This is a genomic window from Reyranella sp. (assembly GCF_017305915.1).
Lineage (GTDB): Bacteria > Pseudomonadota > Alphaproteobacteria > Reyranellales > Reyranellaceae > Reyranella.
Genome location: NZ_JAFKJN010000053.1, coordinates 1 through 14,695 on the forward strand (window position 1 = coordinate 1; position 14,695 = coordinate 14,695).

Below are 14,695 nucleotides of genomic sequence, written 5' to 3' on the forward strand. Positions count from 1 at the left end.
GGGTTTGCGAAGACAACGGCCGGGGCCCAAGCTCCCCAACGACGTGCAGTCTTGGTGCCAGACGGGCTCTCCTGCCGCGCCAGAGGATCGGGTGCGAGCCGATCCTCTGGCGACCGCAGTCTGCACCCATTCCAAGACACAAGGTGCCCATGTCTTACGTGGGCGGAGGGGTCATGAGCCGCGGTCGTGTTGTGGCTTCTGACCCCTCCGTCAGCGGAAGACGCTGACACCTCCCCATATGAATGGGGAGGAAGGCTTGCTCCGACTTCAAGCAATCTCGTTCCCTATTGTCGTCGCAGGGCGTTCACAGGTTGTCCGCTTCGGTCGAGCCGATTGCGACCGCCTTCTGCCGGCCCCATCGCCAGTTGGCGACCTCGGGCATGTCGTCGCCGTGCCTGGCGATGTAGTGATTGTGGTCGATCAGCTTGTCGCGGATCGCCTGCTTGGCGTAAGCGGCGCGCTCGGCGAGACCCGGCACGCGGTCGATCACGTCGCCGACCAGATGGAAGCGGTCGAGGCCGTTCAGCACGCACATGTCGAACGGCGTCGTGGTCGTGCCCTCCTCGCGATAGCCGCGCACGTGGATGTTGTCGTGGCCGTGCCGGCGGTAGGTCAGCCGGTGGACCAGCGACGGATAGCCGTGGAAGGCGAAGATGATCGGCCGGTCGGTGGTGAACAGCGCGTCGAAGTCGGCGTCGGGCAGGCCGTGCGGATGCTCGCTGGGCGGCTGGAGCTTCATCAGGTTGACGACGTTCACGACCCGCACCCTGAGCTCGGGCGCGTGGCAACGCAGCAGGTCGACGGCCGCCAGCGTCTCGAGCGTCGGCACGTCGCCGCAGCAGGCCATCACGACGTCGGGCTTGGCGTCGCGGTCGCTGCTCGCCCATTCCCAGATGCCGAGACCGGCGTCGCAGTGCTTGATCGCCTGGTCCATGGTGAGCCACTGCGGCGACGGCTGCTTGCCGGCGACGACGACGTTGACGTAGTTGCGGCTGCGCAAGCAGTGGTCGGTGACCGACAGCAGGCAGTTGGCGTCGGGCGGCAGGTAGACGCGCACCACCTCGGCCTTCTTGTTCACCACGTGGTCGATGAAGCCCGGGTCCTGGTGGCTGAAGCCGTTGTGGTCCTGGCGCCAGACGTGGCTCGACAGCAGGTAGTTGAGCGATGCGATCGGCCGCCGCCATTCGATGCGATTGCACACCTTCAGCCACTTGGCGTGCTGGTTGAGCATCGAATCGACGATGTGGATGAAGGCCTCGTAGCACGAGAAGAAGCCGTGCCGGCCGGTCAGCAGGTAGCCTTCGAGCCAGCCCTGGCATTGGTGCTCGCTCAGCATCTCGACGACGCGGCCGTCGGGCGCGAGGTGGTCGTCCCACGGCAACGTCTCGGCCACCCAGGCGCGGTTGGTGACCTCGAGCACGTCCTGCCAGCGGTTGGAGTTGAGCTCATCGGGGCTGAACAGGCGGAAGTTCCGATCCGCCGCGCTCGCCTTCATCACGTCGCGCAGGAAGCGGCCCATCTCGCGCGTCGCCTCGGCGGTGGCAGCACCTGGCGCCTCAACCTCGACGGCGTAGTCGCGGAAGTCCGGCAACCGCAGATCGCGCAGCAGCAGGCCGCCGTTGGCATGCGGATTGGCGCTCATGCGCCGCGCGCCGGACGGCGCCAGCGCGGCCACCTTCGGCTGCAGCCGGCCTTCCCCGTCGAACAGCTCTTCCGGCCGGTAGCTCTTCATCCACTGCTCGAGCAGGCGGACGTGCGCCGGATTGTCGTGCAGGCCGGAGAGCGGCACCTGGTGCGCGCGCCAGTAATCCTCGGTGCGCTTGCCGTCGACCTCCTTCGGACAGGTCCAGCCCTTGGGCGTGCGCAGCACGATCATCGGCCAGCGCGGCCGGCCGGTGAATCCTTCGGTGCGCGCCTCGTCCTTGATGCGCCGGATCTCGGCCATCACCGCATCGAGGGTCGCGGCCATCTTCTCGTGCATCGCCATCGGCTCGTCACCCTCGACGACGTAGGGCGTGTAGCCGTAGCCGAGGAACAGGTGCTCCAGCTCCTCGGGCGTGATGCGGGCGAGCACCGTCGGGTTGGCGATCTTGTAGCCATTGAGATGCAGGATCGGCAGCACCACGCCGTCGGTGACCGGGTTCAGGAACTTGTTGGAATGCCAGCTCGTCGCCAGCGGGCCCGTCTCCGCCTCGCCGTCGCCGACGACGGCGGCGACGATCAGGTTCGGATTGTCGAACGCCGCGCCATAAGCGTGCGACAGCGCATAGCCCAGCTCGCCGCCCTCATGGATCGAGCCCGGCGTCTCGGGCGCGGCATGGCTCGGGATGCCGCCGGGAAACGAGAACTGCGTGAACAGGCGCTTCATGCCGCGCCCGTCGGCCGACACGTCGGGATAGACCTCGCTGTAGGTGCCCTCGAGCCAGGCATTGGCCACCACGCCGGGCCCGCCATGGCCGGGGCCGGTGATGTAGATCATGTCGAGGCCGTCGCGGCGGATCAGCCGGTTGAGATGGACGTAGATGAAGTTCAGGCCCGGTGTGGTACCCCAGTGGCCGAGCAGCCGCGGCTTGATGTGCTCCTTGGCGAGCGGCTGGCGCAGCAACGGATTGTCGTAGAGATAGATCTGGCCGACGGAGAGATAGTTGGCGGCCCGCCACCAGGCGTCGAGCAGGCCGCGCTCGTTCTCGGACAGAGCATTTGCCATCGTGACCTCGCGATCCCGCCGCCCGCGGGCGACGGTGAGGCAACGAACGGCCCGGCGCAAGGTGCCCGGCCGCGACGTCATGGGTACGGTCGGCGATCGCGCTCTCGCCGCGTAACGTGACGCCGAGCATCGGCGTCACGGTGGAGATGATGCGAGGCCCGCGCTTCAGGTCATGGGCTTCCACTCGCCGTCCGGGCCGCGGCAGGCCTTGCCGGTGACGCTCTGCGCCTTACCCGAGACGATCTGCTGATCGACGTAGGTCATGCAGACCGCGTCGGCCGGTGCCTCCTCGACCTCGCCCAGCGGGGTGATGGAGCCGCTGTTGTTGGTCATGCGATTGGCCCACGCCACCGTCTGGTAGGCGGCGGGCTGCGGCGCCGCGGCCGCCGGCTTGGCCTGCACGGACCGCGACGGGGCCGCCGCGCTCGCCACCGCTGCCTCGGCGGCACGGCGCTGGCGCGTTTCATCGGCCGCCTTGTCGAGGGCCATCTTCAGGGCCATCTGGTGGCAGGCCTTGTCCTGCTGCTGGCCGATGATCGCACCGGCGAGGGCGCCAACCGCCGCGCCGCCGAGCGCGGCCAGGCCGAAGCCCTGCCCGGTCGCATTGGCGATCGCCGCGATTCCGATGCCCACGGCCGCGCCGGCCGCTGCACCGACCAGAGCGCCGGTCGCGGTGTAGTTCGTCGTGCAGCTCTCCGGCGTCGGCGCCGCACAGCCACCGACCATCGTCAACGCCACGGGCAGCACCACGGCTGCGCTCACTAGTTTCCAAATCATGCTGTCGCTCCCCCAATCACTACTCTTTTGTCGAATACGCCCCACTCACTGCTTGACAGCGAGATACTCCGGCGGCGCGTGCTTGCTCGGCTTGACGAGCTTCTGCTCGAGCGCCCACAGCGCGATGTCCGTGCCGTCGAGGAAACACAGGTTCTTCTGCTTGTTGTCCTCGGCACGCAGCCAGCACTTGATGACGCGTCCTTTGGCGTAGGCTTCGAGAGCCTTGCGGACGTCGGCGGCTTCCTTCGCGTTGCCGTCCTTGCCGACGATGCCATACAGGGAAAGATCGACCTTCTTCACGCCGCCCGTCGGGCTCTGCACGAACAGGAGGTTGCCCGCGATCCAGTCTTCGACCTTGCCCTGGTATGTCGGCTGCTCCTTGGGCATGCGCTGCACAGGCTTCTGTGCCGGCTTGGACCCTGTCGGCTCGCCCGTTGTGGCGGCGTAGCTTTCGAGGCGCTCCACCGTCGGCTCATTTCCGGCGGCCGGTCCGATGGCCGGCGCGAACTCCAGATTCGGCTTTTGCGCATAGTCGTCGACAGGCCGGCTGGGCCTCGGCGGCGGCATCTCCTGTACGCGCGTCGGCGGCGATTGAGGCGGCGGTGTCAGCTGCGATGACAGCGGAGGCGTCACCGGCGCGGCCGCCAATCCGCTGTCCGTTTGCGGCGCCGGCGGTGGCGGTTGCACGGCCGACGGAGCCGGTTGCTGCGCCGGTGGTGCCGGCAGCACCGCCCCCTCGGCCGGCTTCGCTGGCGCGACGGCAGGTGGCGGCGCGGCCGTCGGCGGCGTGGGCAGCGCGGCGACGACCGTGTCCGGCTGCGCCTGCGCGACCTGCGGCGGCGCGGCGGACTTCAACGGACTCTGATCGAGCATGATGAAGGCGCCGACCGCGACGGCGATGCCGACGGCGATCCCCATGACGATGATGGGCGTGTTGGCCCGCACGCCCGCCAGTTGGGCGACGACCGGCTGCGACGGCTTGCTGGGCTTGCTGGATTTGGGCTTGCTCGACCCGCCGGCGCGCGCGGGCGCCCGTTCGGGGATCGGCGGCAATGCGTCGGCCCGGCCCATCAGCGCGCGCAGGATGTCGCCCGCTTCCGCCTGCACCGCCTGGCCGCCGAGCACCGCCACGAACTGCGCGACCGAGCCGAACCGTTCGGCCGGCGTCTTCGCCAGCGCGCGCAGCAGCGCCTGGTCGACCTCGGGCGGAATGCCCTGCACCTTGGTCGACACCGGCGCGGGCGCCTTGGCGATCTGTGCCTGCATCAGCTCGAACTCGGTCACCGCGTCGAACGGCGGATCGCCCGAGAGCATCTCGTAGATCATGCAGGCGAGGCTGTACTGGTCGCTCGCCGGCGTGCCCTCGTCGCGCTTGATCTGCTCGGGCGCGGCATAGGCGAGCGTTCCGACGGCGCTGCCGTCATGCGTCAGCCGCGTCGATCCCTGGATGCGGGCGATGCCGAAATCCATGATCTTCAGCACGCCGTCCGTGGTCAGCATGATGTTGGACGGCTTGATGTCGCGATGCACGATGCCGAGGCGATGGATGTAGCCCAGGCCGGACGCGGTCTGCACGGCGACCGCCAGGGCCTCGCGCAGCGGCAGCCGCCGCATCTGCTTCAGCACGTGCTCGAGCGTGTGGCCGTGCACCAGCTCCATCACCATGCCGTGCTGCGACTCGTCCTGCAGGATGTCGTAGATCGCCGTGATGTTGGCATGCTGGAGCCTGGCGAGGCTGGCCGCCTCGGTGCGGAAGCGCGCCATGAAGCTGGCGTCGTTGCCGTACATCGAGCGCAGCAGCTTGATCGCCACGCTGCGGTCGAGCGCCGGGTCGCGCGCGGCGAACACCTGGCCGAAGGCGCCTTCGCCGAGCAGGCACTGGACCTCGTAGCGACCGATCGACTCGGGGATCATGTCGGTTCTCGCTTCGGGAGGGACGACTCGATGGGCGATGTCCGGCGGCCGACCCGCGACCTGTCGTCGTCGCGCGTGACCGCCATGACGCCGACCGAGACGTTGTCGGACGCATTGGCCGCGAGCGCGGCGTCGATGAAGGCCTGGCAGGCCTCGTAGGGCGCCAGCCAGCCGGCGATGTCGCGGATGAAATTGTCGTCGACCAGGTCGCTCAGGCCGTCGGTGCACAGCACGACGACGTCGCCGACCTTGGCCGGCAGGCCCTCATGCCAGATCATCGGCTTCACCTCGTCCTCGATGCCGAGCGCGCGCAGGATCACGTTGCGGTCGGGAAAGGTCTTGGCCTCCTCCTCGGTGATGTTGCCGCGGCGGACCATCTCGGCGACCAGCGAATCGTCCTCGCTGATGCGAAAGACCTTGCCGTTGCGGACCAGGTAGGCGCGGCTGTCCCCGACATGGCCCAGCCAGAAGTGGCCGTCGCGCAGCACGATCGCCGTGCAGGTCGTCCCCATGCCGGCGCATTCCGGATCGCTCTTGCTGCGCTCGCGGATGGCGTGGTTGGCCGCCGCGAAGCCCTCGGCCAACGCCGCCGGCACGTCCTGCACCTGGCGATAGAACAGGTGATGGATGCTCTGCGCCGCGATCCGGCTCGCGATCTCGCCGGCGGCGTGGCCGCCCATGCCGTCGGCCACCAGCATCAGCGCGCCGTGCGCCGCCGACGGGCCGTTGTCGGCCGGCACGCTGTAGATCACGGAGTCCTCGTTGGAGGAACGCACGCAGCCGACATGGCTCAGCATCGCCGCGGCGACGCACAGCGGTCCGGCATCGGACGCCCGCGCCGGGGCGGCCCCGGCGCCGGAGACATCGCCATCCATCGTGCAGCGGCCTACTCGGAGGCGCGCTGCAGCTTGAACAGCTCGATGCCGAACTTGATCGGCACCGCGAAGGTCGTGGTCTCGCGGCCCGGCAGGCCGGCGCTGAAGATGCCGATCACCTTGCCCTCGCGGTCGAACACCGGGCCGCCGCTGTTGCCGGCGCCGGACGGCACCGTGAGCTGGTAGAGCTCGCCCATCGAGCCGTAAGTCGCGATCGCGCCGCCGCCGCTCTGCCCGGTGGTGTCGCCGACCGACCGGCCGTCGCCCATGCGGGCGATGTTGCCGGCGGTCACGGTCGGCTCGGGGATGTTCTCCAGGGTCGCCGAGGCGTTGATGCCCTCGTTGGAGCGGATCAGCGCGAAGGTCTTGTTGGAGAACGAGGGATAGCCCATCACGGTCACCGCCTCGCCGACCGGCGAGATCGCGCCGCTCGACAGCTCGACCGGCGTCAGCTCCTGGCCGCTGTCGATCTTGATCTCGGCGACGTCGGCATGCAGCGACGCGCGGATGAAGCGCGCGTCGACCGGGGTGTGGCTGCCCGGGAACTTGACCTGCAGGCGGTCGACGCGGCCCTCGAAGCGGCTGCGCTCCTCCGGCACGGGAACCGGCTGGTTGCCCTGGAACAGGACCGCCGCCTTGCTGGGCGTCCAGCTGAACAGCTCGAGGCTCTCGGCCGGCGAGAAGTAGCGCGGGCCCTGGCGCTGCTGGATGTCGTACAGCACGCCCTTCATGTCCTCGCCGCGCGCCCGCTGCTGCTGGTTGTAGACCGTGGTGGTCCAGCCGGCGACCACGTGCTTGTTGGTCAGGACGAAGCCCGTGCTGCTGATCACGAAGCCGGTGCCCGTCGCGTCCAGGCCGATCACGCGGTTGGTCTGGTTCTCGTCCTCGGTGGTGAGCCAGCGCACGATCGCGCCGTTGGCCAGCAGGATGTAGGCCGGCAGCCGCGTGCGGTCGGGCTGGGTGATCATCTTCTGGTAGACCGGCTTGCCCGAGCCCTGGTGGTAGAGCCGCCAGCTCGCCTCGATCAGCACGGTCGAGTTGCCCCAGCGCCGCACGATCTCCTGCGGCGCCATGCCGACCGCCTTCTGGATCGACGAAGCACTTTCCTGCTGCGCCTTCTCGAGCGCCGCCTGGCTCTCGCGCTGCGCCTTCTCGATCGCGGCTGCGCTCTCCGCCTGGGCGCGGCGCGCCGCTTCGCGCTGTGCCGCGAGCTGGCGCTGCTGCTCGTTCATGGCCACCGCCGCGGCCTCGGCCTTCAGCTTGCCGTCGTAGTACAGGTAGCCGCCGCCGACCGCGACGAGCACGAGCACGCCGGCCAGGACGTACATCCAGCTGCGGTTCGTCTGGGTGCGCTGCTCGGCCAGCATGCCGATCACGGTGGCGCGGCCGACGCCGCTCTTCGGCATGTCGGGCGTCGTCGGGTTGATCGGCGTGATGGTCGAGGTCGTCGCCGCCTTGGCTGCGGCCTCGATCTCCGCCGTGCTCAGGATCTTGGTCTCGTTCATGACCTTGGGCAGGACGCGCGTGCGCGCCACCAGGTTCGCCGGCCGCGGCTGGACGTCGAACACGAAGCGCGGGCCGCCCGTGCCCAGCTCGACCGTGTCGCCGGGCAGCAGCTCGGTCTCGCCGGCGATGGCCTCACCGTTGATCCGGGTGCCGTTGCGGCTGCCGAGATCGGCGATCTTGAACGACAGTTGCTCGCCCGAGACGACGCGGATCACGGCATGGCGACGGCTGACCGAGTCGTCGCGCGAGGCGTCGAACAGGATGGTCGAGGTCGGATCGCGGCCGATCGTCAGCTCGGTGAAGGCGTCGAGCGGAAACTGCTCGATCTGGTTCGCCTTTGCCGACGAGACATGCTGAATGACGATGCGAGAAGCAGCCATGTGGAAGTCCCCCTTGCAGCAGAAGCCGCCCCTCCCGCGCCTTCTACGCGCATGACGATATCAACGGATCGGCTTGAACGCTATAGTAGTATGCACGCCGGTTGCAGCGACGCCTTGCGCCTCACGCGCCAGATTCACACCGACCGCAACCGCCATCGATTCAACGGGTTGTCGGTAGAAGCGGGCTCACGATCGCAACCCAAGCCCCCCTCACTTGCCGATCGCGTCTTCAGGATTGGTGTAGACGATCGAGGCGTCGCCGCGCAGGCCGGACACCGCCTCGCGGGTGCGCTGGGAGAGCAGCTCGAGGCGGACCAGCTCGCGGGCCTCGTCCCAGGTCGGCGGCGGCCGTGTCCGCCGGTCCTCGACGCGGACGAGATGCCAGCCGAAGCGCGTCTTGACGGGTGCCGACGTCTGGCCGACCGGCAGCGCCGCCACCGCCTTCGCGAGATCGGGATCGAGCTGGGCCGGCACCAGGTAGCCCAGGTCGCCGCCGGCCTGGGCGGAGCCGGGATCGCGGCTCGCTTGCCGCGCGACGGCGGCGAAATCCGAGCCGCTGACGAGCTTGAGGCGGACGTCGCGGGCCTCGGCCTCGCTGCCGAGCAGGATCTGGCGCAGACGGTACTCGGTCAGCGGCTTCAGCGCCGCGATCTGCTCTTCGTAGGCGCGCCGGACCTCCTCGGGGCCGAGCGTGTCGCGCAGGCGCTCGTCGAAATAGGCATCGCGCAGCGCGCGGCGGAGATGGTAGTGCCGCCGCGCCTCGAACCGCGGCTCGCGGTCGAGCTTGGCGCGCTCGGCCGCATCGGCGAACAGCTGGCTGTCGATCAGGTAGTCGAGGATGGCCTGCCGCCGGCGCTCGGCCGGCAGCCCGACCAGCTGGGTCATGATCTCGACCTCGGCCAGGCGCATGTCGGTCTCGCTGATCGGCTTGCCGTTGACGCGCGCGACCACGCCGTCCGCGCTCTGCGACGCGGCGCCGATGGCGAGGCCGAGGCCGGCCACCAGCACGATCAGGAACCAGGACCGGGGGCTGATCATGGAGGCAGCAGCTTGTTCAGCCAGCCAACCGGATTGGCTGGATCGTTGAGGTGCTTGACCATGTACGGCACGAGGTACTGGTCGGCCAGCGCCTGGCCGCCGGACTGGGTGAGATTGGCGGCACTGACGCCGGTGCCGAAGCCATAGCCCATCAGGGCGCTGGCGCTCCCTGCCGCTCCCTGGCCGACGGCCTTGAAGCCGTTGGCCAACCCCTCGACCACGTGGCCTTGCTTGAAGTCGCTGCCGGCCTGGAAGATCGTCTGCGTCACCTCGATGTAGCCACCCGCAGCAGACACCTTGCCGAGCACGCTGGTAGCCGTCGCTTGGGTGACCGCCTTGGCGACACCCGCGGCCGACGACACGGTGCCCGCAGCGTCGAAGCCGACATTCAGGCGATCTCTGGTGCGAATGTCCTGGTACACCTTGTTGACGCCAGAGACGACGCCGATCCCATCGCCGACCCCGCCAATGGTCCTGGTAACCGCGGACGCGGTGACGCCGGCTTTGGTCACCGAGTTGATCGAGCTGGCAATCTCCTTGGTAAGAGCGTTGGTCGTCCTGAGGTCCCTGGTGGCGCTGAGCACGTTCAGCCCGTCTTGAACGTTCTGGACCGCCTGCGAGCCCAGGACCTTGTTGGCGGTGCCGACGAACGTCGTCCCGCTCGGGCCGGCCGGCGTCGTCGCCGGTGTCGACCCGGCAACGCGCGGATCGATGGCACTGCCGGATTTGATGGCACCGGCTGCGATGCTGCCGGGGACGGACGTTCCGGCAGGCGTCGAGGTCCCGGCGGGAAGCGAGGTGCCGCCCGCGATGGACTTGCCGGCGGAGCCGGTTGTTCCGGAAGGCGGCGGGGACGCTACTACCGGTTTGGTCGGAGGGGCCGGCGTAGGAGCAACAACCACCGGCTTGGGCGGCGGAGGTGGCACCGGGGCGGCGACCACTGGCTTCGGCGGCGGCGGGGGCGCCGGGGAGACGACCACGGGCTTGGGCGGCGGCGGGTTGTAGGCCACCGGCGGCTTGGGCGGCGCCGGAGGTGGCACGGGGGAGACGACGACGGGCTTGGGTGGCGGCGGCGGGTTGTAGACCACCGGCGGCTTGGGCGGCGGCGCCGGAGGCGGCGGGTCGGGGACCCAGACCTGCTTGGTTACCAGGCGGCAGCTGTTCTGCGTGCTGCAGTGCTGGCTCGTCACCTGGCGCGGCTGGCAGTGCTGCTGCGGCGCGCATTGCTGCGACGGCACCATCACCGTCTGGCAGGCCGGCTGGCTGAAGCACTGCTGCTGCGTCTGCGGCACGTTCTGGCAGTACGGCACCTGGCTGCAATGGCCGCGGTTGTCGCAGCGGGTTTGCGAGCTGCACTGCTGCTGCCAGGTCGTGACGTTCTGGCAGCGCTGCACGCTGGAGCAGCTCTGCTGCGGCGTCTGGACGGTGCGGCAGACCTGCTGCGTGGTGCAGGACTGCTCGGTGCGCTGCACCGGCTGGCAGACCTGCTGCGGCGTGCAGACCTGCTCCTGCCGCTCGACATAGCGCGCCGCCGCGGGGCCCGATCCGAGCCCCAGCGCGACCGCCAGCAAAAGCCAATGCCTCATGCCGCCCCCTCGCAGCCCGAAGCCGGCGGGCGCCTGTCGATCGAAGACCGGCAAGCCCTGCCCGAATTTCATGAAGCAGCCCCCGAAGGTCGCCCCACAACTTCCCTTCGCCGGCAGGATAGGGAGGTCGCGCCAAACGTGCAACGGCCGGAGCGCCGTCTGGTCCCGCTCTCTCCCTTACGTCTGCGCGGGCTCTCGCGCCTCGGAAGGCGCTGCCGCCCGCCGGCGCCTGTGAAGGCGCCTAATCGAACAGGGTCGCCAGCCGCTGCTTGATCTGGTCGGCGATGTAGAGCGCGATCGCCTGGATGCTCGAGGTCGGGTTCACGCCGCCGCCGGTGACGAACACGCTGCCGTCGACGATGAACAGGTTCTTCACGTCGTGGCTGCGGCCCCAGTCGTTGACCACCGAGCGCTCGGGATCGCTGCCCATGCGCGCGGTGCCCAGCAGATGGCCGGGATAGTTCAGCACCTCGCGCGAGCAGTGGACGCGGGTGGCGCCGCAGGCGGCGAGGATCTCCTCGGCGCGGGCGATGCCGTGCTCCATCATGGCGCGGGTGTTGTCGCTGATCGTGTAGTCGATCCTGGGCGCCGGGATGCCGTTGCCGTCTTTAAGCACCGGATCGAGGGTGACCCGGTTGTGCTCCTCCGGCAGGTCGTCGCAGGCCACCCCGATGCCGACCCGGTGGTCGAGCAGCTCGCGATAGACCTTGTGATGGTCGCGGCCCCACGGCAACTGGCCGCTCGCCACCCCCGCCAGCGCCTGGTTGACCGGGCCGACGCCGCGATTGAACTGGAGCGTGTAGCCGCGCACGAAGCCGCGCGAGGCATCGGTCTCGTAGAACTGCTTGCTCCACAGCGAGGTGATGGGCCCGCGCCCGCCATCCACCGTCTCCGGCACGTAGCCCGACACGACCGGCCAGGGATGCAGCATCAGGTTCCGGCCGACCAGGCCCGACGAGTTGGCGAGCCCGTCGGGGAAGCGGCCCGACACGGAGTTCAGCAGCAGCCGCGGCGTGCCGACGCCGTTGCAGGCCATGATCACCATCTCGGCCGGCTGGAAATGCTCGGCGCCGTCGCGGTCGTAGTAGATCGCGCCGGTCGCCATGCCGTCCGGGCCGGTCGTGATCTCGCGGACGCGGGCGCGCACCCGCAGCTCGACGCCCATGCGCTGGGCCAGCGGCCAGTAGGTGATGTCGGTGCTGGCCTTGGCGCCCTGGGCGCAGCCCGGCGTGCAGTGGTTGAGGTTGATGCACTGGGCGCGGCCCTCGTAGGGCTGGGTGGCGACGGTGGTGTCGGAGGGCCACCAGTGCCAGCCGAGCCTGTTCATCGCCCGGGCATAGACGGCGCCGGTCTTGCCGAGCGGGATCGGCGGCATCGGGGGAGTCCGCGGCGGCACGCCGGGATCGCCTTCGAGGCCGGACGACCCCATCATGCGGTCGTTCTCCTCGTAGAAGCGCTCGAGCGTCCAGTAGTCGATCGGCCAGTCGTCGGCGACGCCGTCGAGCGACCTCACCTTGAAGTCGGACGGATGCAGGCGCGGCCAGTGGGCGGTGTAGATCACCGTGCCGCCACCGACGCCGTTGAAGTTGGCGACCTTCATGATCGAGTTGTCGTCGTTGACCGGATAGTCTGAATCGCGGCCGCGGAAGTTGGGGCGGATGTCCCAATCGCCGCCCGACGCGCGCCGGGCCTCCCAGTCGCGGCCGTTGGCCGGGAAGTCGGTCGAGCGGACCCAGTCGCCCTGCTCCAGGCAGAGGATGCGCATGCGCGTATCGGCGAGGCTCCACGCCACCGCCGCGCCCGAGGCGCCGGAGCCGACGATCAGGACGTCGACCTTGTCGTGGGAGGTGGTCATGCGGCCTCCTTGGGGAGTCGACAAAAGTCCGCAGGAGTCCACACCGCCGTGGACCGGTTGGATGCCGATGGCATCGGCATTTCAGGCCCCGAGTCCACGAATCCACCGACTCCGGGGGGCCCCGAAAAAACACCTTTCCTCGGGGTGTCGCCCCGGCCGGGAAGGCCGCAAACCCATCGGCGAAGGGGGCCGGCGTTCAACGCAAAGCAGACTTTGTTCATCATGGGGCGGATTCTACGCGGCTTCGCGGCGGCCTCCTATTATGGGCAATGGACCCCATGATTCCTGAGGGAATAGGGCCCCGAAACCCCGTTCCATTGCCCATAAAGAGCCCGCGCTCAGGCATTATCCCCAGGTCCTCGCCCTCGCCGTCAGCCCTTCCGGTCCGGATTATCGGCCCCGATCCGGATTACCGGCCCCTATCGTCACGCCAGAACGCCGCCCGCCGCTTCACCGGATCGAGCAGCGACCAATCCCCCTGCTCCACCACATGGCCCTGCGGGAAGGGCGCGCGGGCCTCGTGCCCCAGCGCCCGCAGGACGCGGTCGTCGCGGTAATAGGCGGCGAGGACCACCCGCCCGAGCGCCGCGGCCGCGGCGCCGCCGGTGGCGTACCAGTCGTTGATCAGGGCTTCGCGGCGCTCGCGGTCGAGGCTGGCGAAGGTGCCGCCGGCGCGCTTGTCGATCTCGGCCAGGGCGGTACGGATCAGCGGCAGGTCGCGACCGATGGACTTGGCGATATCGGCCAGGATGGCGGGGTCATCGGCGCCGGGCGTTCCGAACTCAGTATCAACAGGGATCATGGTGCCGGCGATGCTGTGCAGCGCTTGAATATCAGTGGACGCAAGGTCGGTAGTCATCGGATCAATTATACCAGATTTCCGAGCCCCGAACTCGCGCTCAACGAATGGCGTGGTGTGCGCGGCCGTCCGACGAGAGGACTTACCCACTGGACACGTATGCTACTCGTCTCTCATGACTGGAGAGGCTTCCTCGCGCAGCACCAAGTCGACTGTTTCTAAAGGCGTCTCGCTATGAACCTTGACACGATGAACGAGACCGACGTGTGTCAAATTATCGTTCGGCCGTTCCTCACGGAGCTAGGGTACGAACAGGGATCTGAGGCCAACGTTATCACCGAATATCCCCTTCGCTACCCAAAGGTTTTTCTGGGTCGCAAGAAGCCGACCGACCCCGACTTGCGCGGTCGAGCCGACTATGTATGCCAAGTGCTCGGAGTGACCCGCTGGACAATTGAGGCAAAGAGTCCTTCAGAACCGATTTCGAGGGAGCACGTCGAGCAGGCGCACACATATGCAATGCATCCCGAGGTAGCGGCTCCGCTGTTCTTGTTAGTCAATGGGCGGGAATTCCACCTCTATCAAACGAGCTTCCTCGAGAAGCCCGTTCTCGCGTGGCGACACGACGAACTTGCGAACCGGATGCCAGAAATAAGGGAGTTACTGAGCCCAGATGCGATTCGGCGGCGCTACCGCTCCATTCGTATAGATCCCGCAGTGGCGATAGCCCCTGGGCTTGGCCCTTACGTGCGAATTGTTGGCGGTGCGATTACTTATCGTGAATTTCTTTCGCCGACCTCCAATCCGGAGGTTCAAGCTTGGCTCAAGGCTCGGGAAGGCATACGAAGCATCGTTACTGACGGATTCTCATGTCGCCTTCCCACCGGGGCGCTATGCTGCGAAGTTCTTATTCGACAGAGCGATGCAAAACTTGATCAGTTGGCCCGACTGCTCAACCTCGAATGTTTCTCGTTTTCTTGCAGCGATCAGCGGATTTCCACAAATCCAGAGGCACCCTCCATATTCACGGGCCAACCAAAGGGAATCTTACCTGCGGGTACCGACTTGAGCGTGATCCCAGGCGCAGCTGCTCGATATGCCCCGTTCGACCTAGGGAAGGTCTGACCAAGTCACGCAATGACGGCGTCGCCGGTCCTTGGTCTCGTAGTCGGCTCTTTTCCGTCGGAAGCCGTCACGAATGGGCGCAGAAGGCTCCGTATTTGCGGTGAGGTGCCGGCGTTCTCGCTGTCTCGCCCCT

At 68.2% G+C, this 14,695-nt stretch carries 10 protein-coding genes; 1 reads left to right on the forward strand and 9 read right to left on the reverse strand.

Translation table 11 applies throughout. The features are described from left to right. Window positions 1–304 precede the first annotated feature (304 nt). The 9 genes from J0J01_RS32445 to J0J01_RS32485 all read right to left on the reverse strand — a co-directional run bounded on the left by J0J01_RS32445 (window position 305) and on the right by J0J01_RS32485 (window position 13,497). A complete protein-coding gene (locus J0J01_RS32445; RefSeq protein ID WP_296387781.1) occupies window positions 305–2,707 on the reverse strand; it encodes a phosphoketolase family protein in 2,403 nt (800 codons plus the stop codon). Window positions 2,708–2,872: 165 nt separating this feature from the next. Then, window positions 2,873–3,484 carry a hypothetical protein gene (locus J0J01_RS32450; protein ID WP_296387782.1) on the reverse strand — a complete coding sequence of 204 codons (612 nt, stop codon included), beginning with the start codon at window positions 3,482–3,484 and terminating at the stop codon, window positions 2,873–2,875. A gap of 45 nt (window positions 3,485–3,529) precedes the next feature. Continuing rightward, the gene (locus J0J01_RS32455; protein ID WP_296387783.1) at window positions 3,530–5,398 is read right to left on the reverse strand and encodes a serine/threonine-protein kinase; all 1,869 of its coding nucleotides are present in this window, start codon (window positions 5,396–5,398) and stop codon (window positions 3,530–3,532) included. After that, window positions 5,395–6,273 (reverse strand): PP2C family serine/threonine-protein phosphatase, encoded by an 879-nt coding sequence (locus tag J0J01_RS32460; protein WP_296387784.1) that lies wholly within the window; start codon window positions 6,271–6,273, stop codon window positions 5,395–5,397. Before J0J01_RS32460 ends, J0J01_RS32455 begins: the two co-directional genes overlap by 4 nt. A gap of 11 nt (window positions 6,274–6,284) precedes the next feature. Then, window positions 6,285–8,159 carry a trypsin-like peptidase domain-containing protein gene (locus J0J01_RS32465; RefSeq protein WP_296387785.1) on the reverse strand — a complete coding sequence of 625 codons (1,875 nt, stop codon included), beginning with the start codon at window positions 8,157–8,159 and terminating at the stop codon, window positions 6,285–6,287. Between the two features lie 210 nt (window positions 8,160–8,369). Then, the gene (locus J0J01_RS32470; protein ID WP_296387786.1) at window positions 8,370–9,197 is read right to left on the reverse strand and encodes a peptidylprolyl isomerase; all 828 of its coding nucleotides are present in this window, start codon (window positions 9,195–9,197) and stop codon (window positions 8,370–8,372) included. After that, on the reverse strand, window positions 9,194–10,783 hold the full coding sequence (locus J0J01_RS32475) for a hypothetical protein (protein ID WP_296387787.1): 1,590 nt from the start codon (window positions 10,781–10,783) through the stop codon (window positions 9,194–9,196). Before J0J01_RS32475 ends, J0J01_RS32470 begins: the two co-directional genes overlap by 4 nt. Before the next feature lie 241 nt (window positions 10,784–11,024). Continuing rightward, window positions 11,025–12,638 carry a GMC family oxidoreductase gene (locus tag J0J01_RS32480; protein WP_296387788.1) on the reverse strand — a complete coding sequence of 538 codons (1,614 nt, stop codon included), beginning with the start codon at window positions 12,636–12,638 and terminating at the stop codon, window positions 11,025–11,027. A 409-nt stretch (window positions 12,639–13,047) separates the two neighbouring features. Then, window positions 13,048–13,497, reverse strand: a complete 450-nt coding sequence (locus J0J01_RS32485) for a hypothetical protein (protein WP_296387789.1) — start codon at window positions 13,495–13,497, stop codon at window positions 13,048–13,050. A 189-nt stretch (window positions 13,498–13,686) separates the two neighbouring features. On the opposite strand from J0J01_RS32485, the gene J0J01_RS32490 reads away from it, so the two are divergent. Continuing rightward, window positions 13,687–14,562 carry a type I restriction enzyme HsdR N-terminal domain-containing protein gene (locus tag J0J01_RS32490; protein ID WP_296387790.1) on the forward strand — a complete coding sequence of 292 codons (876 nt, stop codon included), beginning with the start codon at window positions 13,687–13,689 and terminating at the stop codon, window positions 14,560–14,562. Window positions 14,563–14,695: the final 133 nt, after the last annotated feature.

Excerpts from the sequence above, each read along its gene's own strand:
- J0J01_RS32445 (WP_296387781.1), bottom strand. The coding sequence starts at position 2,707 with ATGGCAAATGCTCTGTCCGAGAACGAGCGCGGCCTGCTCGACGCCTGG.
- J0J01_RS32450 (WP_296387782.1), bottom strand. The coding sequence starts at position 3,484 with ATGATTTGGAAACTAGTGAGCGCAGCCGTGGTGCTGCCCGTGGCGTTG.
- J0J01_RS32455 (WP_296387783.1), bottom strand. The coding sequence starts at position 5,398 with ATGATCCCCGAGTCGATCGGTCGCTACGAGGTCCAGTGCCTGCTCGGC.
- J0J01_RS32460 (WP_296387784.1), bottom strand. The coding sequence starts at position 6,273 with ATGGATGGCGATGTCTCCGGCGCCGGGGCCGCCCCGGCGCGGGCGTCC.
- J0J01_RS32465 (WP_296387785.1), bottom strand. The coding sequence starts at position 8,159 with ATGGCTGCTTCTCGCATCGTCATTCAGCATGTCTCGTCGGCAAAGGCG.
- J0J01_RS32470 (WP_296387786.1), bottom strand. The coding sequence starts at position 9,197 with ATGATCAGCCCCCGGTCCTGGTTCCTGATCGTGCTGGTGGCCGGCCTC.
- J0J01_RS32475 (WP_296387787.1), bottom strand. The coding sequence starts at position 10,783 with ATGAGGCATTGGCTTTTGCTGGCGGTCGCGCTGGGGCTCGGATCGGGC.
- J0J01_RS32480 (WP_296387788.1), bottom strand. The coding sequence starts at position 12,638 with ATGACCACCTCCCACGACAAGGTCGACGTCCTGATCGTCGGCTCCGGC.
- J0J01_RS32485 (WP_296387789.1), bottom strand. The coding sequence starts at position 13,497 with ATGACTACCGACCTTGCGTCCACTGATATTCAAGCGCTGCACAGCATC.
- J0J01_RS32490 (WP_296387790.1), top strand. The coding sequence starts at position 13,687 with ATGAACGAGACCGACGTGTGTCAAATTATCGTTCGGCCGTTCCTCACG.